General features: G+C 74.0%; 18 protein-coding genes. 13 read left to right on the forward strand and 5 right to left on the reverse strand.

Annotation, left to right across the window (positions count from 1 at the left end; all coding sequences use genetic code 11):
- Positions 1-136 precede the first annotated feature (136 nt).
- Positions 137-1,054 (forward strand): TauD/TfdA dioxygenase family protein, encoded by a 918-nt coding sequence (locus tag DFQ13_RS02090; protein WP_325050888.1) that lies wholly within the window; start codon positions 137-139, stop codon positions 1,052-1,054.
- A gap of 91 nt (positions 1,055-1,145) precedes the next feature.
- Here DFQ13_RS02090 and DFQ13_RS02095 read toward each other — a convergent pair whose 3' ends face one another.
- Positions 1,146-1,712, reverse strand: a complete 567-nt coding sequence (locus DFQ13_RS02095; RefSeq protein WP_110078598.1) for a CAP family protein — start codon at positions 1,710-1,712, stop codon at positions 1,146-1,148.
- Between the two features lie 169 nt (positions 1,713-1,881).
- Positions 1,882-3,348, reverse strand: coding sequence for a protein adenylyltransferase SelO (locus tag DFQ13_RS02100; protein ID WP_110078599.1), 1,467 nt, complete (start codon positions 3,346-3,348; stop codon positions 1,882-1,884).
- 141 nt (positions 3,349-3,489) lie between these two features.
- On the opposite strand from DFQ13_RS02100, the gene DFQ13_RS33485 reads away from it, so the two are divergent.
- A complete protein-coding gene (locus tag DFQ13_RS33485; protein ID WP_161784437.1) occupies positions 3,490-3,645 on the forward strand; it encodes a hypothetical protein in 156 nt (51 codons plus the stop codon).
- On the opposite strand, the gene DFQ13_RS02105 is transcribed toward DFQ13_RS33485, so the two are convergent.
- Together DFQ13_RS02105 and DFQ13_RS32900 are read right to left on the reverse strand one after the other, a co-directional pair.
- Complete coding sequence (locus tag DFQ13_RS02105) at positions 3,626-4,147, reverse strand: hypothetical protein (RefSeq protein ID WP_146241033.1); 522 nt, start codon at positions 4,145-4,147, stop codon at positions 3,626-3,628. The genes DFQ13_RS33485 and DFQ13_RS02105 overlap by 20 nt on opposite strands.
- A gap of 892 nt (positions 4,148-5,039) precedes the next feature.
- Positions 5,040-5,213 (reverse strand): hypothetical protein, encoded by a 174-nt coding sequence (locus DFQ13_RS32900; RefSeq protein ID WP_181399798.1) that lies wholly within the window; start codon positions 5,211-5,213, stop codon positions 5,040-5,042.
- Between the two features lie 732 nt (positions 5,214-5,945).
- Between DFQ13_RS32900 and DFQ13_RS35465 the strand changes: the two genes are divergently transcribed.
- The 6 genes from DFQ13_RS35465 (at position 5,946) to DFQ13_RS02140 (ending at position 15,674) form a co-directional block, all read left to right on the forward strand.
- Positions 5,946-8,315, forward strand: a complete 2,370-nt coding sequence (locus DFQ13_RS35465; RefSeq protein WP_146241037.1) for a scabin-related ADP-ribosyltransferase — start codon at positions 5,946-5,948, stop codon at positions 8,313-8,315.
- Positions 8,312-9,277, forward strand: coding sequence for a nucleoside hydrolase (locus DFQ13_RS02120; protein ID WP_035279963.1), 966 nt, complete (start codon positions 8,312-8,314; stop codon positions 9,275-9,277). Before DFQ13_RS35465 ends, DFQ13_RS02120 begins: the two co-directional genes overlap by 4 nt.
- Complete coding sequence (locus DFQ13_RS02125; RefSeq protein WP_035279900.1) at positions 9,274-11,517, forward strand: hypothetical protein; 2,244 nt, start codon at positions 9,274-9,276, stop codon at positions 11,515-11,517. Before DFQ13_RS02120 ends, DFQ13_RS02125 begins: the two co-directional genes overlap by 4 nt.
- A gap of 103 nt (positions 11,518-11,620) precedes the next feature.
- Positions 11,621-12,757 (forward strand): AI-2E family transporter, encoded by a 1,137-nt coding sequence (locus tag DFQ13_RS02130; protein WP_035279899.1) that lies wholly within the window; start codon positions 11,621-11,623, stop codon positions 12,755-12,757.
- A gap of 53 nt (positions 12,758-12,810) precedes the next feature.
- Entirely contained in the window at positions 12,811-13,812 is a 1,002-nt protein-coding gene (locus DFQ13_RS02135; RefSeq protein WP_110078604.1) for a chemotaxis protein CheB, read from the forward strand.
- Between the two features lie 23 nt (positions 13,813-13,835).
- On the forward strand, positions 13,836-15,674 hold the full coding sequence (locus DFQ13_RS02140; RefSeq protein ID WP_035279962.1) for a CheR family methyltransferase: 1,839 nt from the start codon (positions 13,836-13,838) through the stop codon (positions 15,672-15,674).
- Between the two features lie 60 nt (positions 15,675-15,734).
- Here DFQ13_RS02140 and DFQ13_RS02145 read toward each other — a convergent pair whose 3' ends face one another.
- Positions 15,735-16,529, reverse strand: a complete 795-nt coding sequence (locus DFQ13_RS02145; RefSeq protein ID WP_110078605.1) for an STAS domain-containing protein — start codon at positions 16,527-16,529, stop codon at positions 15,735-15,737.
- A 149-nt stretch (positions 16,530-16,678) separates the two neighbouring features.
- Here DFQ13_RS02145 and DFQ13_RS02150 point away from each other — a divergent pair, with 149 nt between their 5' ends.
- Genes DFQ13_RS02150 through DFQ13_RS02170 form a run of 5 tightly spaced genes read left to right on the forward strand, consistent with a single transcriptional unit; the run spans position 16,679 to position 22,372 of the window.
- Positions 16,679-17,590 (forward strand): NAD-dependent epimerase/dehydratase family protein, encoded by a 912-nt coding sequence (locus DFQ13_RS02150; RefSeq protein ID WP_110078606.1) that lies wholly within the window; start codon positions 16,679-16,681, stop codon positions 17,588-17,590.
- A 57-nt stretch (positions 17,591-17,647) separates the two neighbouring features.
- On the forward strand, positions 17,648-19,261 hold the full coding sequence (locus tag DFQ13_RS02155) for a carbamoyltransferase family protein (protein WP_110078607.1): 1,614 nt from the start codon (positions 17,648-17,650) through the stop codon (positions 19,259-19,261).
- Positions 19,258-20,256, forward strand: coding sequence for a glycosyltransferase (locus tag DFQ13_RS02160; protein ID WP_324608956.1), 999 nt, complete (start codon positions 19,258-19,260; stop codon positions 20,254-20,256). The genes DFQ13_RS02155 and DFQ13_RS02160 overlap by 4 nt, the downstream gene beginning before the upstream one ends.
- Positions 20,244-21,161, forward strand: coding sequence for a glycosyltransferase family 9 protein (locus DFQ13_RS02165; protein ID WP_035279895.1), 918 nt, complete (start codon positions 20,244-20,246; stop codon positions 21,159-21,161). Before DFQ13_RS02160 ends, DFQ13_RS02165 begins: the two co-directional genes overlap by 13 nt.
- Positions 21,119-22,372, forward strand: a complete 1,254-nt coding sequence (locus DFQ13_RS02170; RefSeq protein ID WP_035279894.1) for a UDP-glucose dehydrogenase family protein — start codon at positions 21,119-21,121, stop codon at positions 22,370-22,372. The genes DFQ13_RS02165 and DFQ13_RS02170 overlap by 43 nt, the downstream gene beginning before the upstream one ends.
- Positions 22,373-22,590: the final 218 nt, after the last annotated feature.

Below are 22,590 nucleotides of genomic sequence, written 5' to 3' on the forward strand. Positions count from 1 at the left end.
CGCCCCGGAAGTCAACGCTGCCCGCAATGTGGAATCCCGGCCCGTACTTATTTTCAGTGCGGCAAGAAGCCTTGTCCGGTGCGACGGCGCGTTCGTACGGTCAGCTCATCCCACCAAACCCGTGAAAGGGGTTCCAGTGACCCTGCAAACGCAGAACGCGGTGACCGCGACCAAGCTGGGCGGTGTCATCGGCGCCCGGGTCGACGGCGTGCGCCTCGGCGGCGACCTCGACGCGGCGACCGTCGCCGAGGTGCGGCAGGCCCTGCTGGCCAACAAGATCATCTTCTTCCGCGACCAGCACCACCTCGACGACGAGGGCCAGCTCGCGTTCGCCGCGCTGCTGGGCGAACCGACGCTGGCGCACCCCACGGTCAAGGGCGTGCGCAACGCGAACGTGCTGCCGATCGACTCCGAGCACGGCAAGGCCAATAGCTGGCACACCGACGTGACCTTCGTCGACCGCATCCCGTCGGTCAGCATCCTGCGCGCCCTGCACCTGCCGCCGCACGGCGGCGACACCACGTGGGCCAACACCGCCGCCGCGTACGAAACTCTGCCGCCGTCGCTCAAGGCGCTCGTGGACGGCCTGTGGGCGGTGCACACCAACGCCTACGACTACGCGGCCAACATCGACGAGACCCGCATCGGCGGTGTGGACACCAAGTCCAAGGAGTACCGCGCCGAGTTCGTCTCCGAGCTGTTCGAGACCGAGCACCCCGTGGTCCGCGTGCACCCGGAGACCGGGGAGCGCGCGCTCGTCCTCGGCCACTTCGTCAAGCGGTTCATCGGCCTGTCCTCCACCGAGTCGGCCGCCCTGTTCCAGTTGCTCCAGGCCCGCGTCACCCGCCTGGAGAACACGGTCCGCTGGCAGTGGCGGGAAGGCGACGTGGCCATCTGGGACAACCGCGCCACCCAGCATTACGCCATCGCCGACTACGACGACCACCCACGCCGCCTGCACCGCATCACCCTCGCGGGCGACGTCCCGATCAGCGTCGACGGCACCCGCAGCACCCCGCGCACGGGTGACGCCTCGCACTTCTCCAACCTCTGAGCGCGCGAGAGCCCGTTGTCGGTCCGCTCGAACCGTCCGCAGAGGACTGATCCGAAGTGGACCGACAACGGGCTCGCGACCTGTCAGCGCTTCACTTGACGGGACGGCCCACGTTCTGCGGGAACTGGCCCGGGTAGTTGCCCGCGGGCGTGTAGCGGACCACGACGAACCTGCTCGCCTGCTGCATGATCGTGCCCGCCCCGCACTGGACGACGACCGCGCTCACCTTGGTGCTCGACTTCCACACCAACTGGGTGAAGTGCCCCGTGGCGGCCGAGAACCCGGGGCTGTTGTAGTTGTACTTCGATGCCTCGGCCATCCAGGAGTCCACCGCCTCCCTGATGCCCGCCTTGGGGTCGGAGCTGGCGTAGAGGTTCTCCCCGTACTTGCCCTGGCTGTTGGAGTGCTTGAACCGGCACGCGTTCGCGTACTGCTGCGTCGCGGCGGTCATGGAGGGGTCCCACGACACCGGCGGGGCGCCGTGGCGCGCCCTGGCCGCGTTGTGCGCGGCGACGACCTCGTCGCTGAACGCGTCTTTCGCCACTGCGCTTCCCCGGTCCTCCGCCTGCGGCGCACCGGTTGCCTGGGCGGCATCCGTCACCACCGTCAACGCCAGGCACACCGAAACCCCGGTCAGCAAAGCACGTGCACGCCTCATGACAGCCTCCTGTCGTTCCCCGACCGAATTGCGAACTGCGACAACAATCCGATGGTGCGTCGGCAGCTCGGCACCCGCCGGGGGAGTCACCCCATCGTGTGGAGGCTGACCTGGGCAAACCACTCCATTGAGGACGTTTGGAAGCGGTGCCCCGGAGGCAACCGGGGGCTCAGGTCCCGCAGAAGGTCTGGTAGGTCGAACCGAAGTCCCGCGGTGCCGGTTCGGCGTAGCGGTCGAGGCCGGGCCGCTCGTCGAAGGGAGCGCTCACCGCGTCCAGCAGCCGCCGGAACGGTTCCAGGTCACCACCCGTCGCGGCGGCCAGCGCTTCCTCGACGAGGTGGTTGCGGGGGACGTAGACGGGGTTGACCCGGTCCATCGCCTCCGTGTCCGGCTCCAACGCGCGCCAGCGGTCCAGCCAGCCGTCGATCCCCGCGAGGTCGAGGACCAGCCCGCGCGCGGGCTCGGCGTCCCCGCGAGCGGCGGCGGCGAGGCGGCGGTGGAACGAGGTGTGGTCGACGTGGTTGTCCCGCAGCAGGACCAGCAGGTCGTCGACCAGCGGCGCGGTTTCCGCCGGGTCGAGGCTGTCGGGCAGGCCCAGCTTGGCCCGCATCCCGGCCGTCCAGGCGTCGTTGTACTGCCTGCGGAACTCCCCGAGCGCCTGCACCGCCAGTTCGACGGCCCGCTCCTGGTCGTCGGCGAACAGGGGCAGCATGGCCTCGGCGAGCCGGGCCAGGTTCCACTCCGCCATGGCGGGCTGGTTGCCGTAGGCGTAGCGGCCCTGGTGGTCGATGGAGCTGTAGGCGGTGGCCGGGTCGAAGGCCTCCATGAACGCGCACGGCCCGTAGTCGATGGTCTCACCGGAGATCGTCATGTTGTCGGTGTTCATCACCCCGTGCACGAAGCCCACCAGCATCCACCGCGCCACCAGCGCCGCCTGGTCGGCCACCACCGCCTCGAACAGCGCCAGGTGCCGCCGCTCGGCCGCCCCGGCGTCGGGGTGGTGGCGGGCGATCGCGTGGTCGGCGAGCCTGCGCAGCAGGTCCACGTCCCCGGTGGCGGCGGCGTACTGGAAGCTGCCCACCCGCAGGTGGCTGCTCGCCACCCGCGCCAGCACGGCCCCCGGCAGCGGCCCCTCCCGGTGCACCGGCGTCCCGGTCGCCACCACGGCCAGCGACCGGGTCGTGGGAATCCCGAGGGCGTGCATCGCCTCGCTGACGACGTACTCGCGCAACATCGGCCCGACCGCCGCCAACCCGTCCCCGCCCCGGGAGAACGGTGTCCGCCCGGACCCCTTGAGGTGCAGGTCGCGCGGCAGCCCGTCGGCGTGGACGAGTTCGCCGAGCAGCAGCGCCCGCCCGTCGCCGAGCCGGGGGGAGTAGCCCCCGAACTGGTGCCCGGCGTAGGCCTGCGCCACCGGCGCGGCCCCCTCGGGCACCAGGTTCCCGACGAGCAGCCGCACCCCCTCCGGCCCGCGCAGCCACCCGGGGTCGAGGCCGAACTCGGCGGCCAGGGCCTCGTTGAGCACGAGCAGTTCCGGCGCGGCCGCCACGTCCGCCTGCCAGGGCAGGGCCATCTCCGGAAGCGTGCGGGCGAACTCGTCGCCCAGGGTCACGGTCGACAGCGGTGCGGTGGTCACCCACCCAACGGTACGCGGTGCCCGCCCCGGGGGCAGACGGCGCGGCGGCGGCCGACAGTCCACTCCGGTACGCCGCACCAGCGCCCCGGACCCCCGCTGTAAGCTCCCCGCCGGGGCTTCCGGGGGGAGGATCGGTTCAACGTGAACACGTCCGACATGTGGCTGCGCGACGTCGAGAAGTGGGTGACCGACGCCGAGCGCGAGGTGTCGAGCGCGAATGTGGTCCACACCACGGCGTGGACGTCCCCGCGAGAAGCCGAACCCACCCCCGGCCACGTCACCCACCCGCCCCGCTGATGCCCGGCCGCAACAGGGGCACCGGCTCGGACAGCAGCTCCTCCCACCACAGCTCCACCCACCACACCGGCGGCCCACCCGGCGGCTCGTCCACCTCCGGCAGGCCCACCCCGGGCCCGGGAGGGGTCGGCGGCCCCGGCACCACCGGCATGAACCCGGACAGCGTCGAGTCCCTCGGCGGCCGCATGGTCGGCCGAGCGGGCCAGGTGCGCGGCGCCGTGGGCGGCAAGATCCCCGCAGGCGCAGGCGCAGGCGCCGCCAGCGCGGGCGTCTTCGGCCAGGTCGCGATGGGCGCGGCGGACCGGGCCGTGGCCCGAGCCCGCACCAGCGTCGAGGGCGCCGCCAACGCCGCCGAGAACGCGGGCACCAACGCCCGCTCCAGCGCCCAGACCGCCCGCGCCACCGACCAGTCCGCCGCGAGCACCATGGACCGCCTCGCCCGCGAGACCAAGGCCCCCACCACCGCCACCGGCACCGCCGCCCGCCCCACCACGGGAGGCACGGGAGGCACGGCAGGCGCGAACGCCCCGGCGAAGACCAACGCCCCCACGGGTTCCGCCACCCCCACAACGGCCCCGACCGCCCAACGCGCTTCCGCCCATCCCACCCCCACCACCCCGACCCAGGGCTCCCGCTCCCCGACCGTCCCCACCCCGCCGCCCGGCCGCCCCGGTCAGGCACCACCCCTGAAAGGCACGGGCTCCCGGCCGCCGGATCGTGCCGCCGCTGCTTCGGTCCGCCCCGGTCAGGGGTCGCCGGTGGCTGGTCCGGGCTCCCGGCCGCCGGAGCGTGCTTCGGCTGCTTCGGCCCGTTCTGGTCAGGGGTCGTCGGTGGCTGATGTGGGCTCCCGCTCTCCGGATCGTGCCGCCACCACCCCCACTCAGGCCCGCTCCGGCCAGACCCCGGCCGGGGGGACTCCGGGCGGCGGGCCTGCCGCACCCGGCACGGCCGCACCCGGTGCGGACAGCCGTGGCGGACGTGTTCCCGCAGGCGAGTCGGGCAACCGTGGTGCCGATCCGCAGGGGAACAGGCCCGCTCGCCCGGGGACCCGGGGTCCGGCAGGCCCCGGGCCGGGTGGTGGGAACCCGGCTCCCGGCGGCACCTCGGGTGCTGGTGGTGCGGGCGACCGCCGCACCGGTCCGCCCGCGCAGGGTGGACCCACCCGCCCGGCTGACCAGAACGGGTACGCGCCCCAGCCGCCCGTTCCACGCGCGCCCGGTCACCAGGGCGGGGGCGCCCGCAACGGTGATCCGAACACCGCACCCCCGCGCGCGGGTGGTCCGGTGCCGCCCCCCGCCCCACACGGACGCCCGCAGGGCGGACCGGGGCAGCAGGACACTCGACCGCCCGTTCCGCCTCGTCCGCCCCAGGCGGCAGCCTGGTCGCCGGACCGCTCATCCGGTCAGCACCCGCTCCCCCCGCCGGGACAGGCCGGTGGGCAGAACCCGAACCAGGCTCGCCCCAACCAGCTCCGGCCACCGGTCCCGCAGCACGGCGGGCAAGTCGTGCCACCGGTCGGCCTGCCCGCGAACCCGCAGGGTGCCCAGCACCCCGGTCCGCTGCCCCACCGGGGCGGACAGGAGCCCGCCCCGACGCACTCCGCGCCACCGGCCTCCGGTCTGACGAACCCCTCGCAGCACGCCCCCACCCCGATGCCACCGGGGTCGCAGCGCCCGGTCAACCAAGCGCATCCCGGCCAGTCGCACCCCCGTCCGCCGCAGCCGCTCGATCGGCAACAGCCACCTGCGGGCCGCTTCCCGGAGTCGGATCAGCACGCCCCGCGCCCCGACTCGCGTTCCCAGTGGCCTGCTGATCAGGTGCAGCCGCGTCCGCCGCAGCCGTCTGACCGCCGGCAACCAACTGCGGGTCGTTTCCCGGAACCGGGTCAGCACGCTCCGCATCCTGACTCGCGTTTCCAGCGCCCGGCTGATCAGCCGCAACTGCCCGACCGGCAGCAGCCACCTGCGGGCCGCTTCCCGGACTCGGGTCAGCACGCCCCGCACCCCCAGCGCCCGGTTGATCAGACGCAGCCCGGCCAAGCGCACCCCCGTTCGCCCCAGCCGCCCGATCGCAGGCAGCCCCCTCCGGGGCGTTTCCCGGAGCCGGATCGGCATGCCCCGCACCTCGACTCGCGCCCCCAGCGTCCGGTTGATCAGCCGCAGCCGCCCGACCGGCAGCAGATCCCTGCGAGTGGCTTCCCGGAGCCGGATCAGCACGCCCCGCGCAGGCGCCCGGCCGGACCCGAGGCGCCCACCGGTCAGCACCGGCGCCCGGCCGAGCAGGTGCACCGGGACCACGGTGTGCAAGCGGAGCAGCTTCGGCGTCCCGCCGATCCCAACCAGTACCCCGACAACGGTCGCCCCGCCGATCCCGGCACCGCGTCGGACCGGCCCGCGCACCGCGACGGCCACGGTCAGGCGCACACCGGTCCCGCACCGCAGGCGGACGGTCCGCCCTACCCGGCGCGGAAGGAGTTGGTGCCGCACCTGAACTACTCCGAGCCGGTGCCGGTCGACCACGCCCCGCGCGACCACGACCTCAGCGGGTACGACCCCCCGGGGCCGGGGGAGCACCCCCGGGTGCAACTGGAGGCGATCGGGCCGGACACCTCCGGCTGGGAGCAGGTCAAGAGGAAGGTCGACGACTGGGCTGACGACGGGAATGTGCTCTACCGAGGTGACTCGCGGCCGCCGTCGGAGATCGCGAGGGAGCAGGGGTTCGGGTTGAAGAACCCGGACGGGGTCGTCGACATCAAGAAGCACGTCCTCGGCACCACCAACGCCTACGTCAGCACCTCGAAGTCGGTGGACATCGCGGCGCGCTTCGGGGCGAAGTCCGAGGGGTACGTCTACCGGGTCAAGGCGCCCGGCGGCACCCTCACCGAGGAGACCCAGGCCAGGGCGGGGGATCAGAGCGGCACGGAGTACAGGGAGGGGGAGGTCCTCTTCCCCGGTGGCATCCACTTCAGCCACGTCGAGGGTTGGCACAAGACCTTCGCCGACGCCCGGGGCAACGTCTACCTCGGTGAGTTCGAACCCAATCCGCACTACACCGGCGGTGCCCGGGAAGATGCCCCGGCGCATCCCAAGGGCTTGGAACAGCCCGACCAGGGGCACGTCCCACCGCCCGTCGCCCCGCCCAAGCACGTGTTGGAGCGGCAGGAGCGGGAACGGGCCATCGCCGAGGGGCGCGACCCGGACGCGCCCGCCGACCCCGCACCCGCCGCCGACCCCACCCCGGACCCGGGCGCCTCGGAACGCGACCACACCCCGATCGGCGGTCGCTTCGACCCCTCCCTGCTCGACCCCGACGGCGAGCCCACCGGCGACCAGCACACCGACAACCAGCCCACCGACGGCTCCCGTCAGCCCGACAGCGCCGACACAAGCGCCGACACAACCGCCCACCAGGACCCCGCCGAGCCCCCGCCAACCCCGGCACGCTCCATCAGCGCCGCCCTCGACGGTCTCGAAGGACCCGGAGAACCCGAGGGCCTGGCGCGCCCCGGCCCCCCGCTGACCGAACCCGCCGTGCACAGCGGCGTCGGCGACGAGCAGTCCCGGCAGGCCTTCCTCGACGAGCACTTCCCCGGTTACGGCGACATCAACCCCCACCACGCCGACAGCGGCGCCGCCGACGGCCACCGCACGAACTGCGTCGAGGCGATGCTCGCCGACGAGCGGCGCCACCACGGTGAACCCGCCCAGGCCGCCCCCACCCGACCCGAGGACGTCGCCACCGACGGCCGGTTGTCGCGGGTGCGGGAGGCGCTCGGCGGGGTGTGGACCAGCCACCGGGACTTCGACGCGGTCGCCTCCGCGGTGGCGCGGACGCCCGAGGGGGCGCGCGGGGCGGTGGCGTTCCGGTACACCGACGCCGACGGGCACGCGATCGGGCACGTGGTGCGGGTCGTGCACACCCCGGGCGGGGTGGCCTTCGCCGATCCGCAGACCGGCCGCCTGGCCGAGTTGCCCGCGGGCGCCACCGAGGTGTGCCTGCTCTCCGCCGACCACACCGATGACACCGCGCACGCCGACGTCCCCGACGACGGCGGGTACGGGCGGTCGCCGGGGGAGCGGCGCGACCAGGCCGTGGACGAGGTGGACGCCGAGTCGGGCAGCACCGACCCGCTGCGGCGGGCCCTGGCCGACACCCACGACGTGGCCCGGGGGTACACCGTGGTGGACGTGGCCGCGCGGACGCACGACGACCTGGTGGCCAAGGTGGCGGCGGACCCCGGGCACCGGGTGGTGTTCCCCGGGCGCGACGGGCACAGCCCGGCCCTGGCCACCCGCGCCCCGAACCCGGGGTGCTTCGACCGGCACGCCACCGAGGTCGTACTGTCGCGCGCGGTGGTCGACGTGGCCGAGGAGGCCGCCGCGCGGCGGGCCGGGGGCGGGCCGTGGCGGGCGGCGTTGGCGGCCCGGGCCGAGCGCGGGCGCGACCAGGTGCGGTCGTGGGTGGCCGGGGACGACCCGGACCCGCGCTTCCGCGAGGTGGTGGACTCCCTGGTGCGCCGGGGTGACGAGGGCGCGGTGGAGGACGTCGAGGAGCGGACCCGCGACCTCGACCCGGAGGCCCGCCGCCGGGTGTGGGCGGAGTTCGACGCGCTGCCCCCGGTCCGGGAGCGCACCGAGTGCGCCGCGCGGACGGGGGTGGGCCGGTCGTGAGCGGGGAACTGAACCGGGAGCGGCGGGCGCTGGTCGACCTGGCGCGGTTCGGCCTGCCGCAAACCGTTGCCGGGCAACCGTTCCCGCCCTCGGAGGTGGGCGCCCCGCTCGTCGTGGACACCGACGCGGGCGGGGACCCGGACGACGCCGTGGCGCTGGTCCTCGCCGCCGCCGAGCCGACCCTCGCCCTGGTGACCACAGTGGACGAACTGGGTGGGGAGCGGGCCCGGTTCGCCCGGCACCTGCTGGACCTGCTCGGCCGCGCGGACGTGCCGGTGGTCGCCGGAGCCGACCTGGGCAACACCAGGATGAACTGCGTCGAGGGCCTGGTCCCCGACGACGTGCCCGCGCAGGGCGGGGACGTCGTCGAGGCTGTCGCCGAGGTGTGCGCGCGCACCGACGGGCCGGTGCGGTGGGTGGGCATCGGACCGGCCAGCAACCTCGCCCGCGTCCTCACCACCCGGTCGGACCTGCGCGCCCGGCTGGTGGTGACGCAGATGGGCGGGGCGATCAACTACCGCGACCCGTCCCGCGCCGAGCACAACTTCCGGGTCGACCCGGCGGCGGCGGCGACCCTGGTCAGCACCGCCGAGCTGCCCAAGCTCGTGCTGTCGGACACCACCTTCACCCCGGAGATCGAGATCACCGAGGGCTCCGACCTGCACCGCGCGCTCGCCGCGGGCCCGGCCTGGGCCCGGCTGGTGGCCGCGCACCTGGACCGGTGGTTCACCCGCTTCCACCCCGGCACCATCCAGCACGACGCGCTGGCTTTGGCCGCCGCGTTGCAACTGCCGTACGTCGACCTGTTCCACGAGCGGGTGCTGCTCGACGGGATCGGCCGGATGACCGTCGACCCCGCGGGCCACCGGGTGCGGGTCAGCGGCGGTGCGAACCACCCGGCGTTCCTGCGCTGGCTCACCCGCGGTCTCGAAACCGCACTGGACCGGGAGGACACCCGATGAACCGCGCCGAGGCCATCACCCGCGCCGAGGCGTGGATTCGCGAGCAGCACGGCGCCGGCGCCGACCGGCTGGCGGTGCTGACCGAGCACGTCAAGCTCATCCGCGGCGACTGGTACGTGCCCTACGACCTCACCGACCCCGACGACGCGCTGGTGCCCCTGCCTGCCGTGGAGGTGCCCGACGACGGCGGCCCGCTGCGCCGCCACGTCCCCCCCGACGGCTGGTCCACGGGGGTTCCCGAGTCCTGGCCCGCGCCCACCGCGGCCGGGGTCTACGTCGACCAGGAGTGGGACGCGGAGACCTTCGCCCACGTGGACGTGCCGATCGGGGCGATCCTCGGGTGGCAGCGCGAGGACCACCCCGAGCAGTTCCGCCGCAACCCGAAGTACGTGCGCGGCCCGGCGTGGCGCGGTGAGCCGCTGCCGTACACCCCCGCCGACAAGGCGTTCGGCTACTACCGCTGTGGCTGGCTCAACACCGCCGAGGAGGTCGCCGCCCTCCTCGACGTCCAGCTCTACCTGCCGCTCACGCCCGACGGGCGGCTGGCGAACGCGGGCAGCGACGAATCCACCCGCCTCGACGCCCACACCTCGCCCGCGTACCTGCCGCCCGGGACGCACGCGTGGTTGGAGAAGACCGCGCGCCAGATCCTGACGGACGTGCCGGTCGACGAGATCCTGATCAGCCCCGGGATGACCCCGGAATCGCGGATGGTCAGGGAGCAGCTGCTCCGGGTCCTCGACCGCTACCCCGGACCCGCCGTGCCGCCGCCGACGGGGCACCGGGGCTTCCCCCCGGACCTGGCCGACGCGCTCGACCGGGCCCAGTCCGCCGGGTTCGAGCTGGGGGGCAGGCAGTGGGAGGAGCTGCGCGAGGTCCGGGCGTGGAAGCAGGGCGGCCGCCGCGGTCCCCGCCCGCCCGCCGCCCAGGCGTTCTGGGACGCCGAGGGCGGCCGGTACTGGGACGAGCCCACCTTCTCCGCCATCGCCCCACCCGGCCCCGCCCACCACAGCTGGCACAGCGTGGTCGGCGCCTACCTCGGTTTCGCCCTCGGCGACCGCGTCTCGGGCACGAACCGCGGCCTGACCGCGGGTCTGCTGCACGCCACCGACCTGCTCGTGCGCAAGGCCGCCGGGTGGGCGCCGGACCTGGCAGGCACCGGTCTCCCGCTGCGGCCCGCCGGGTGGCTCGACCGCTGGTCGGCGCCCGGCGGACCGCAGGTCAAGGAGACGACCGGGCTGCTCGGCGCGGTCGCCTCGGCCGCCCGGCCGCAGCTCGGCGGCTACTGGGTCGACGACGTCAGCCCGGTCTTCGAACTCCTGCTGCGCCCCGACCGCGGCGAGCTGACCGCGGTGCTGCGGGAGTTGGGCGCGTTCGGGCACGTCGTGGCGATGCGCGAGCAGGACACCCCGCTGGCCGAACAGCTCGCGGGCCTGGGCACGCCCTGGGAGCGGGCGCTGCTCGTCGTGGTCAAGCTGGGCCACCGGCCGTTCGACGCGCTGGGGGTGCCCCTCGACGACCTGACCAGGATGACCGTCGGCGCCCTGCTCGGCGCCCGCCACGGGATCCGGGCCTTCCCCGGGAACTGGCTCGACGACCTGCCCGACCGCCACCTGGTGGAGTGCCTGGCCACCACCGCGTACCGGGCGTTCGACCCGACCCTGCTGCCCGACCCGACCCGCCTCGCCGCCCACCCGGGCCTGCCGCCGATCACCCCGGCCATGCGCGCCGAGGCCACCAGGACCCCCGGCGGCTGGCTGTACTGCGCCGACCCGGACGTCGACCCCCGCCACATCGACGGCGTCCCCGTCCCCACCCTGCTCGGTGCCTACAAGATCGGCCCCGACGGCGCCTTCACCGGCGAGACCTGGGTCAACGAGGACTACCGCCCCAGCCCCCGCCGCCGCGGCCTGCCCCGCCCGGAGAACGCCTTCGAGGAGGTCCTGGCGTTCGTGGCCGCCGAGTGGCTGCCCTACGAGGCGGCGGTGCGGGCCGCCCTGGACCACGAGTTCCTGATCGGCCTGGCCCCCGACGGCGACCTCGCGGTGCTGATCGCCCCCACCGGGGCCAGGGTCCTGCCCGCCTACTCCGCGCCGCGCCACGTCCCGGAGGGCACGGCGGTGCGGCCGATGTCGTTGCGCTCCCTGCTGACCGTCCTCCCGGGAGTGGCGGTCCTGGTCAACCCGGGCGGCTCGCTGGGCATCGACCTCGTCGGTGACCAGTTGGTCGCCAATGCGTGATCATCACCGTGTTTCGGCGCGCGCCTGCCATGGAACCCCGGCTCGAACCGCAGAGATCGACTGGTGCGGCGAGCCCGCCCACGACGCTGTTTAGGATGACCCGATGCGCGCCACGTTGAACGCCGAGAAGACCCGGACCGTGCTGCGCAACTCGGCGCGCGTGTCGCTGGACGTGTTGCTGCTGCTGGCGGTGACCGTGGTGGTGCTGTGGGTCGTGGGGCGGATGTGGTCGGTCGTCTGGCCGCTGGTGATCGCGCTCCTGCTCACCACCCTCACCTGGCCCGTCGCCCGGTTCCTGCGCGGGCACCGGTGGCGCCCCGCGCTGGCCGCCTCGGTCGTCACCGTGCTGTTCCTGCTGGTCGCGGCGGGCATCGGCACGTTGATCGTGCTGCCGGTGGTGCAGCAGGCCGGTGACCTGTCCGACGGCGTGGTGGCGGGCATCCAGCGCGTGCGGGAGTGGGCGGCCGGGCCACCGCTGAACATCGCCGACGAGCAGGTCTCCTCGGCCCTGGACTCGGGGATCGCGCGGATCAAGGACAGCGCCGGGGACATCGCCAACGCCACCGTCACCGGGGTGGGTGCCGTGGCGAGCGGGCTGCTCAACGCCGTGCTGGCGATCTTCCTGATGTTCTTCTTCCTCAAGGACGGGCCCCGGTTCCTGCCGTGGCTGACCCGGCAGCTCCCCGGGCGCCTGGCCACGCACGTGCCCGCGGTGACCGAGCGGTGCTGGGTCACGCTGGGGTCGTTCGTGCGGTCGCAGGCCCTGGTGGGTCTGCTGGACGCGGTGTTCATCGGGATCGGGCTGTGGATCGTGGGCGTGCCGCTGGTGCTGCCGCTGGCGGTGCTGACGTTCGTCTCGGCGTTCGTGCCGATCGTCGGGGCGCTGTTCGCCGGGGCGGTCGCGGTGCTGATCGCGCTGGTGTCCAACGGGTTGACCGACGCGCTGATCGTGCTGGCCATCATCGTCGTGGTGCAGCAGTTGGAGGGCAACGTCTTCCAGCCGATCATCCAGAGCGAGAGCCTGGGGCTGCACGCGGCGGTGGTGCTGCTGGCGGTGACCCTGGGCGGCAGCCTGGCGGGCATCACCGGCAGCCTGCTGGCCGTGCCGGTCGCCGCCATGATCGCCGTGGTGTGGAACCACGTGCGCGACCGCCTCAGCGACCCGGAACCGGCCGCTGTGGACCCGGGCACCGCTGTGGACTCCGACGCCGAGCCCGTCGCGAAGACCGACCCGGCCTGACGGCGGTGGTCGGCCGGTGTGGGCCGGTGGGTAGCCTCCTCCCAGGAGGTCGGATGACGCGGGCACGGGACACAGTGGTGGTGGGCGCGTCCGCGGGCGGCGTCGAGGCCCTCCGGGCGCTGGTGGCGGGGTTGCCACCGGACCTGCCCGCGGCACTGGTCGTCGTGCTGCACATGCCCGCGGGCGGGACGAGTTCGCTGGCCGCCATCCTGAACCGCTCGGGGCCCCTGCCCGCGCGGGTCGTGCGGCACGGGGAGCCGTTGCGCCCCGGCACCATCCACGTCGCCCCACCCGACCACCACACCCTGGTGCTCGACAACGCCCTGGCCCTGTCCCACGGCCCGACCGAGAGCGGGCACCGCCCGGCGATCGACGTCCTGTTCCGCTCCGCCGCCATCGCGCTGGGGCCGCGGGTCATCGGGGTCCAGCTCTCCGGCACGCTCGACGACGGGGTCGCGGGCCTGGTGGCGATCTCGGCGCGCGGTGGGAAGGTCCTCGTGCAGGACCCCGAGGACGCGCTCTACCGGGGGATGCCGGACAACGCCCTGCGCACCGTGCGCGCCGACCACGTCGCGCCCGCGTCCGCCCTCGGTGCCGTGCTCGCCGAGGTCGTGGGGGAGCAGGTGGGCGCCGCGGGTGCGATGCCGCCCGGAATCACGGAACGGGAGAACACGATCGCCGCCGACGTCCAGCCCGATCCCGACCCGGACGCCTACGTGCTCGGGCCCGCCTCCGGTTACACCTGCCCGGACTGCCAGGGCAGCCTCGCCGACATCGGCGACGGCCGCTACCGCTGCCGGGTGGGGCACGCCTGGACCGCGGAAGCGCTGCTGGCTGCCCAGGGGTCGGAGTGGGAGCGGGCGCTGTGGGTGGCCCTGCGCGTGCTGGAGGAGAAGGCGAGCCTCACCAGGAAGATGGCCGAGCGGGCCGACCAGCGGGGGAGCACCGGTGTGGCCGAGCGCTACCGCGGCAAGCTCACCGAGACCGCGCACGCCATGGACACCCTGCGCAAGTACCTCGGCGCGGGTGTGCAGGTCGCCGACGGTTCGGGGTGAGCGGCCCGGACCAGGTCGGACCGATGGACGCGGACCCGGCCTTCGAGGCGTTGCTGGAACACCTGAAGCGGGCGCGCGGCTTCGACTTCACCGGCTACAAGCGCACCAGCCTCGGCAGGCGCGTGCGGCAGCGGATGACGCAGGTCGGCATCGCCGACTTCGCCGACTACACCGACCACCTCCAAGCCAACGCCGACGAGTTCAGCGCGCTGTTCAACACGATCCTGATCAACGTCACCGGCTTCTTCCGGGATCAGGAGGCGTGGGACCACCTGCGCGCCGAACTCCTCGGCCCGCTGGTGGCGGCCCGCTCCCCGGCGGACCCCATCCGGGCGTGGAGCGCGGGCTGCGCGTCCGGCCAGGAGGCCTACACCCTGGCCATGGTGCTGGCCGAGGAACTCGGCGTCGACCAGTTCCGCCGCCGGGTGAAGATCTACGCCACCGACGTCGACGAGCACGCGCTGGCCCAGGCCAGGCAGGCCGTCTACAGCGCCGCCGAGGTGGCGCAGGTCCCCCCGCCGCTGCTGGAGAAGTACTTCGAGCAGGTCAACGGCGAGTTCGCCTTCCGCAAGGACCTGCGCCGGTCGGTCATCTTCGGCCGCAACGACCTGGTGCAGGACGCGCCGATCTCGCGCATCGACCTGCTCACCTGCCGCAACACGCTGATGTACTTCAACGCCGAGACCCAGTCGAAGATCCTGCGCAGGCTGCACTTCGCGCTGGCGCCGCAGGGGCTGCTGTTCCTCGGCAAGGCGGAGATGCTGCTGACGCACGGCCGGATCTTCGAGCCGGTGGAGTTGAAGCGGCGCATCTTCCGCAGGGCGCCCAGCTCGCGGGTCGAACTCGGACCGGTGGGGGTCGAGGCGCCCCCGGACATCGGCAACGACCGGTTCGGCGAGATGGAGCAACTGCGGCAGTTGGCCTTCAACGCGGCCCCGGTGGCGCAGCTCGTGGTGTCGGCCGACGACGTGCTGGCGCTGCTGAACACCAGGGCCGAGGCGGTGTTCGGGCTGTCGCAGGCCGACATCGGCAAGCCGCTGCGCGACCTGGAGGTGTCCTACCGCCCGGTCGAGCTGCGCGGTCACGTGGACGTGGCCAGGGTGCAGCGGCGGGCGGTGCGCGTCGAGGACGTGCAGTGGCAGCGCGGCGGCATGGCGGCGGTCTGGTTCCGGGTCGTCGTCGAGCCGCTGACCGGCGGCGACAACGGCCTGGTCGGCGTGGTGGTCACCTTCCACGACATCACCGCCACCCGCGTCCTGCTCGACGAGCTGGCCCACGCCAACCGTCAGCTCGAGGTGGCCTACGAGGAACTCCAGTCGACGAACGAGGAACTGGAGACCACGAACGAGGAACTCCAGTCCACCGTGGAGGAACTGGAGACGACGAACGAGGAACTCCAGTCCACCAACGAGGAACTGGAGACGATCAACGAGGAGTTGCAGTCCACCAACGACGAACTCCAGGCGATCAACGAGATGCTCCGCGAGCGCAGCATCGAACTCGACCACGTCAGCGAGTTCCTGGACGACGTCCTGCGGTCGTTGCGGTCGGGGATCGTCGTGGTGGACCTGGAGTTGCGGGTGCGCGCCTGGAACCGCGGCGCCGAGGAGCTGTGGGGCCTGCGCAACGACGAGACGACCGGCAGGCACCTGCTGGACCTCGACGTCGGCCTGCCGGTCGCGGACCTGCGGCAGGCGCTGGGGGTCGCCCTCATCGACCCGGCGTTCACCGAGGTGCTCGTCATGGACGCGGTGAACCGCCGCGGTCAGTCGATCCGGCTGCGCCTGACCTGCGGCTCCCTGCGCAACGAGCACGAGCAGACCCGCGGCGCCATCCTGGTGATGGACCCCGTCCACGACTGACGGCCCGCCGCGCGACGACCGCCAGGCCCACCGCGTCCCGGCCGCCTCCCGGCGCCGAAATCAGGACCGATCCGCGTCCGGATCACCGTCAGACCCGGGCCCGGCGGGTTCGCGCGCCCCGGTGCGCAGGGTCGCCCAGACGACCTTGCCGCCGGTGGGGGTGGGCGCGCTGCCCCACGCCGTGGCCAGGAACGCCACCAGGTCCAGCCCGTGCGTCCCGGACAGGCCCTTGCCCGGGTCCACCGCGTGCTGGGGCTGGGTCGGGTCGTCGTCGTACACCGCGATGGTCAGGACGCCGCGGCGGTGCTCCAGGCGGACCGTGGGGGCGGACAGGGTGTGCTGGATCGTGTTCTGCACCAGTTCGGCGCTCATCAGCAGGCAGTCCTGCGCGACCCGGTCCAGTCCCCACACCACGAGGGTGTCGCGGATGAAGCCGCGGCCGATGCGCATCGCGGAGTGGTCGTTGGGCAGTTCGATCCTGGCCACCACGCGGGTGCTGCCGCAATCGGCGGCCAGCGCCTCCTCGGTGGTGGCGTGCACGTCCAGGAACCGGCGCAGCGGGCTGGCAGCGGTGACCGCCCGGCTGTCGCGCCCGCACACCAGCCGCAGCGGCACGCTGGGCCACTTCGCCACCTGGTCGGCCACGGTCACGAACACCGACAGCGCGACCGGGTCCGCGCACTCCATCGAGCGCACGTCGACGACGATGGCCGAGGGGGCCTCGGTCGCGCACTTGAGCAGGTGGCGGCGGACCTCGGCGTAGTGCGAGCGGTCGAGGGGACCCGCGATCCGGACGACGACGGCGGTGCCCGCTGACTCCTGGGCGATGCGCAGCGAGGCCGGTACGGCGTCCATCCGGCCTCCTCTGCCCACGGCACCCACGGCCCCGAAACACCGATGATACGCCCGGCGGGGGCCTCCACCGCCAGGGGTGTGCGCGAACCGACCGTTCCTCGAACCGGGGTTGTCCGGTTACGGCGCCGATCGGCGGGTAGCTCTCGGTCATGGGCATTGAACGGGCGGCGGTCACCGGTGGTGCGGGGTTCCTCGGGTCGCACGTGTGCCGGGCGCTGCTGGACCGGGGCGTGTCGGTCGTGTGCGTGGACGACCTGAGCACGGGGTCGCTGGACAACCTGCCCGACGACCCGGGCCTGGAGGTCGTCGTCGCGGACGTGACCGGGGAACTGCCGGTGCGCGGCCGGGTGGACCTGGTGCTGCACATGGCGTGCCCGGCCTCACCGGTGGACTACCTGGCCAGGCCCGTCGGCACGCTGCTCACCGGCGGCCTGGGCACCCTGCGGGCACTGGAGCTGGCGCACCGGAGCGGGGCGCGGATCGTGGTGGCCTCCACCAGCGAGGTCTACGGCGACCCGGTCGAGCACCCGCAGCGCGAGTCGTACTGGGGCAACGTGAACCCGATCGGCCCGCGCAGCGTCTACGACGAGGCCAAGCGGTACGGGGAGGCGCTGACCGCCGCCTTCCGCCGCGAGCACGGCGTCGACACCGGGATCGTGCGCATCTTCAACACCTACGGGGAGCGGATGCGCCCGGACGACGGCAGGCTCGTGCCCACCTTCGTCCGGCAGGCCAGGGCGGGCGAACCGCTCACCGTGCACGGCGACGGCGAGCAGACCCGGTCGCTGTGCCACGTCGACGACCTGGTGGCCGGGTTGCTGGCGATGGCCGGTTCCGACCATCCGGGGCCGGTGAACCTCGGCAACCCCGAGGAGGTCACCGTGCTGGAGGTCGCGCGGCGGGTCGTCGAGGTCACCGGCAGTTCCTCGCCACTGCGCCACGTCGCGGCGATGACCGACGACCCGCGCAGGCGCAAGCCCGACATCACCCTGGCCGGGGAGGTCCTCGGCTGGTCGCCCAAGATCCCGCTCGACGAGGGCCTGCGCCGGTCCTTCGGCTGACCGGGCGAACCCGCAGAACACCGCCAACCAGTTCCCGACAGCCAGAAGGAGACCGCCGTGCGCGTCCTCGGCATCAACGCCGTCTTCCACGACCCCGCCGCCGCGCTGGTGGTGGACGGTCGGATCGTCGCCGCCGCGGAGGAGGAGCGCTTCTCCCGCCGCAAGCACGGCAAGCGCCCGGTGCCGTTCTCAGCCTGGGAGCAGCCGGAGCAGGCCGCCCGGTGGTGCCTGGAGCACGCCGGGCTCACCCCCGCCGACCTGGACGCGGTCGCCTACTCCTACGACCCCGACCTGACCGAGCCGTCGGACGTGCCGTGGGAGGACCTGCGCACCGAGTACGCCCGGCGGGCGCCGCTGTTCCTGGCGACCGCGCTGCCCGGCCTCGACCCGGCGATCGTGCGGTTCGTCCCGCACCACGTGGCGCACGCGGGTTCGGCGGGCCTGGCCGCGCCGTTCGACGGCGACTGCGCGGTGCTGGTGTCCGACGGCCGCGGCGAGTGCGGGTCGCACCTGGCTGGCAGCTACCGCGACCACCGGCTGACCACGCTGGCCGCCCAGCACCTGCCGCACTCCCTGGGCCTGCTCTACGAGGACCTGACCCAGCACCTGGGCTTCCTGCGCTCCAGCGACGAGTACAAGGTGATGGCCTTGGCCTCCTACGCCGAGCCCCGCCACCTCGACCTGATGCGCGAGCTGATCCGCGCCGAGGACGACGGCGGCTTCTCCGTCGCCCCCGTGGACTGGGACACCCTGGCCAAGCGCCGCGAGGCGGGGGAGGAGATGACCCGCGAGCACGCCGAGCTGGCGGCCAGCGTGCAGGTCCGGGTGGAGGAGGTGCTGCTGGACCTGGTCCGCTGGCTGCACGAGCGCACCGGTCAGCGCAGGCTCACCATGGCGGGCGGGGTCGCGCTCAACTGCGTGGCCAACACCCGCATCTTCGCCGAGGGGCCGTTCGACGAGGTGTGGGTGCAGCCCGCCGCCGGGGACGCGGGCACCGCCCTGGGGGCCGCCCTGCACGTCGCCGCCACCGAGGGCGAGCCCGCCGCCGCCATGCCGGGCGCCGACCTGGGCCGGGGCTGGACCGACGACGAGATCGAGGCGGTGCTGCGCACGGCCAACGTCCGCTACACCCGATCCGACGACATCGCCGAGGAGGTCGCCGCCGCGCTGGCGGACAACCAGGTGGTGGCCTGGTTCCAGGGCCGCAGCGAGTACGGGCCGCGGGCCCTGGGCCGCCGGTCGCTGCTGGCCAACCCCTGCCACCAGGAGAACCTGACCCGGATCAACGACGTCAAGGGCCGCGAGCAGTTCCGCCCGGTCGCCCCGATGGTCCTCGCCGACCGGGCCGCCGAGCTGTTCGAGCGCGGCCCGATCCCCAGCCCGTACATGCTGTTCGTGCACGACGTGCGCCCGCAGTGGCGCGACCGCATCCCCGCGGTGGTGCACGTGGACGGAACGGCCCGGGCGCAGACCGTCTCCGCCGACAGCGAGCCGCTGATGGCCAGGGTGCTGCGCGGGTTCGAGCGGCGGACCGGGGTGCCGGTGGTGGTCAACACCAGCCTGAACACCGCGGGCAGGCCCATGGTGGACGACCCGCGCGACGCCCTGGAGTGCTTCGGGTCCGCGCCGGTCGACCTGCTGGCCATCGGCGGCTTCGCGGTGCGCCGATGACCCGCGCCGCGATGACCCACGCTCCGATGGCCCGTTATGCCGTGGTGGTCCCCACCGTGGGCCGGGAGAGCCTGCGCGCGGTGCTCGACGCCCTGCACACCGGCGACGGCCCGGAGCCGGTGGAGGTCGTGGTGGTCGACGACCGGCCCGTGCCCGGTGACCTGCCGCTGCCGCACCGGATGACAACACCCGTGCGGGTGGTGCACAGCGGCGGTCGCGGTCCCGCCGCCGCGCGCAACGCGGGCTGGCGCGCGGTCGACGCGGAGTGGGTCGCCTTCCTCGACGACGACGTGCTCCCCCCGCCGGACTGGCGGGCGCGGCTGGCCGAGGACCTCGACGTCGACCCGGACGTGGGGGCGACGCAGGCCCGGCTGTCGGTGCCGCTGCCGCCGGACCGGGCGCCGACCGACTGGGAGCGCGGCACCGCCGGGCTGGCCGACGCGAAGTGGATCACCGCGGACATGGCCTACCGCCGCTCGGTGCTGGCCGAGGTCGGCGGTTTCGACGAGCGCTTCCCGCGCGCCTACCGGGAGGACGCCGAGCTGGCGGTCCGCGTGCAGGACCGGGGCCACCGGATCGTCTCGGGCAGCAGGCACACCACCCACCCGGTGCGCCCGTCCGACTTCTGGGCGAGCCTGCGCCAGCAGCGCGGCAACGCCGACGACGCGCTCATGCGCAGGCTGCTCGGCCCCGGCTGGCGCGACCGCATCGGCGGTCACCCCGGCAGGCTGCGCGCGCATGCCCTGACCACGGCGGCGGGGGCGGGCGCGGTGCTCGCCGGTCTGCTCGGCGCCCGGCGCACCGCGCTCGCCCTGGCCGGGGTGTGGGCCGGGCTCACCGCCGCGTTCGCCGCGCAGCGGATCGCCCCGGGACCGCGCACCCCGGAGGAGGTGCTGCGGATGGTCGCCACCAGCGCGGCCATCCCACCCGCGGCGTGCGCGCACCGCCTGCGCGGCGAGCTGCGGCACCGGGGGGTGCGGCGGTGCGCATCCTGATCCTGCGCGCGCTGGGCCTGGGCGACCTGCTCACCGCGGTCCCCGCGCTGCGCGCCGTCCGCCGGGCCCACCCGGACGCGGAGATCACCCTGGCCGCCCCGCGGTGGCTGGCGGAGGTGGTGGACCGGGTCGACGCCGTCGACCGGCTGCTGCCCACGGCGGGCCTGGTGCCGATCGAGTACGCCGAACCCGACCTGGCGATCAACCTGCACGGGCGCGGCCCGCAGAGCGTCGACCTGCTCCGCGCCACCCACCCCGGCGAGCTGATCACCCACGGCCCGGAGCACCCGTGGAACGACGAGCAGCACGAGGTGCTGCGCTGGTGCTCCCTGCTGGCGCACCACGGCATCCCCGCCGACCCCGACGACCTGCGGTTGCCCGCCGGGGAGCGCAACGGCGCGATCGTGGTGCACCCCGGCGCCAGCCACGGCTCCCGCCGCTGGCCCGCCGACCGGTACGCCGAACTGGCCGGGGAGCTCGGCCCGGACGTGGTGGTCACCGGCAGCCCCGACGAGGCGGACCTGGTGGCGGCGGTCGGCGCCGCGCGCACCCAGGTAGGCGGGTTGGGCGCGCTGCTCGACCTGGTCGCCGGGGCTCGGGTCGTGGTGTGCGGGGACACCGGGGTCGCGCACGTCGCCACGGCGTTCGGCACGCCCTCGGTGCTGCTGTTCGGCCCGGTGTCGCCCGCCCGGTGGGGACCGAGGTCCGGCCCGCACCGGGTGCTCTGGCACGGCGGCACCGGCGACACCTTCGCCGCGGCACCCGACCCGGGCCTGCTGCGGATCACCGTGCCCGAAGTGCTCGGCGCGGTGCGCGACCTGGTGGCCGGGCAACCGGCCGGACGATCGAGAGGAGCGACGGGATGGCCGCGATCGGCGTCATCGGCGCGGGCTACGTCGGACTGACCACGGCGGCCTGCTTCGCCGCCCTGGGCCACCGGGTGGTGTGCGCGGACCGCGACGCGGACCGCGTCAGCGCCCTGCGCCGCGGCGAGGTCACCGCCCACGAACCCGACCTGCCCGACCTGGTCTCCGACGGCCTGCGCTCCGGCGCGCTGTGCTTCACCGGCGCCAACGCGGAAGCCTTCACCGAAGCCGGGTTCGTGTTCCTGTGCGTCCCCACCCCCTCCGGCCCCGACGGCGCCGCCGAACTGGGAGCGGTCCGCTCGGTGCTGGCCGAGATCGGCCCCCGCGACTGCCGGGTGGTGGTCAAGTCCACGGTCCCGCCGGGAACGGCGGCAGCACTGTCCCGGGAGACCGGGATCGAGCTCGTGTCGAACCCGGAATTCCTCCGCGAGGGCCACACGGTGGCGGACTTCCTGCACCCGCAACGCATCGTCGTCGGCGCCACCCAGCCGGAGGACGCGCGCGCCGTGCTCGCCCTGTACCCGGAGGCCCCCGCGATCGTCACCGACACGACCACGGCGGAACTGGTCAAGTACGCGGCGAACTGCTTCCTGGCGATGAAGCTCTCCTACGCCAACTCCCTGGCCGAACTCTGCGAGGTCTTCGACGCCGACGTCGCCGCGGTGACCGAGGGCATCGGCTCCGACACCCGCATCGGCCCCGACTTCCTGCGCCCCGGCCCCGGCTGGGGCGGCTCGTGCTTCCCCAAGGACACCCGCGCCCTGGCCGCCGCGGCGGAGGCGGCGGGCGTGGACTTCCCACTGCTGACGGCCACGATGTCGACCAACGACCGGCAAGCGGATCGGGTGGTGCGGCGGGTCATGGCCGAAACCGGTCCGCTGCGCGGGGCGCGGGTCGGCGTGCTGGGCCTGACGTTCAAGGCCGGAACTGATGACCTGCGGGATTCGCCCGCACTGCGGGTGGTGGAGCGGTTGGTGGCCGCCGGGGCGGTGGTCCGTGCTTACGACCCGTGTGTGCGTGGGGCGGTTGACGGGGTTGAGGTGGTGGAGTCGGCGGAGGTCGCGGTGGAGGGGGCGGTGGCGGCGGTGGTGCTGACCGAGTGGCCGGAGTTCGGTGCGCTGTCGTGGGCGGAGCTGAAGCCGACGATGGCGCTGCCGGTACTGGTCGACACGCGGTGCGTTGTGCCGGTCGAGGCCGCCCGGGAAGCCGGGATGCGAGTGGTGCGGTGGGGGAATGCTTCGGTGAGGTGAATGGGGTGCCGACAACCTCCGAAAATGGAGCAATCGCCATGCCGACTCTTTCCTCGCACCCTCACAGGTCGACAACTGTGCAACCGTTCAACTCCCGGACCAGCTGGGAGGCCAGAGCCCATCGGATCGCAGGATCGTCGAACATCACCGCCTGATCGCCCACCGGCAAGGGACTTTGAAGGCTGTCTCGTAACCCGGTGGTTGGTCGCTGTGGCAGG

This window comes from Actinokineospora spheciospongiae, from assembly GCF_003182415.1.
Lineage (GTDB): Bacteria > Actinomycetota > Actinomycetes > Mycobacteriales > Pseudonocardiaceae > Actinokineospora > Actinokineospora spheciospongiae.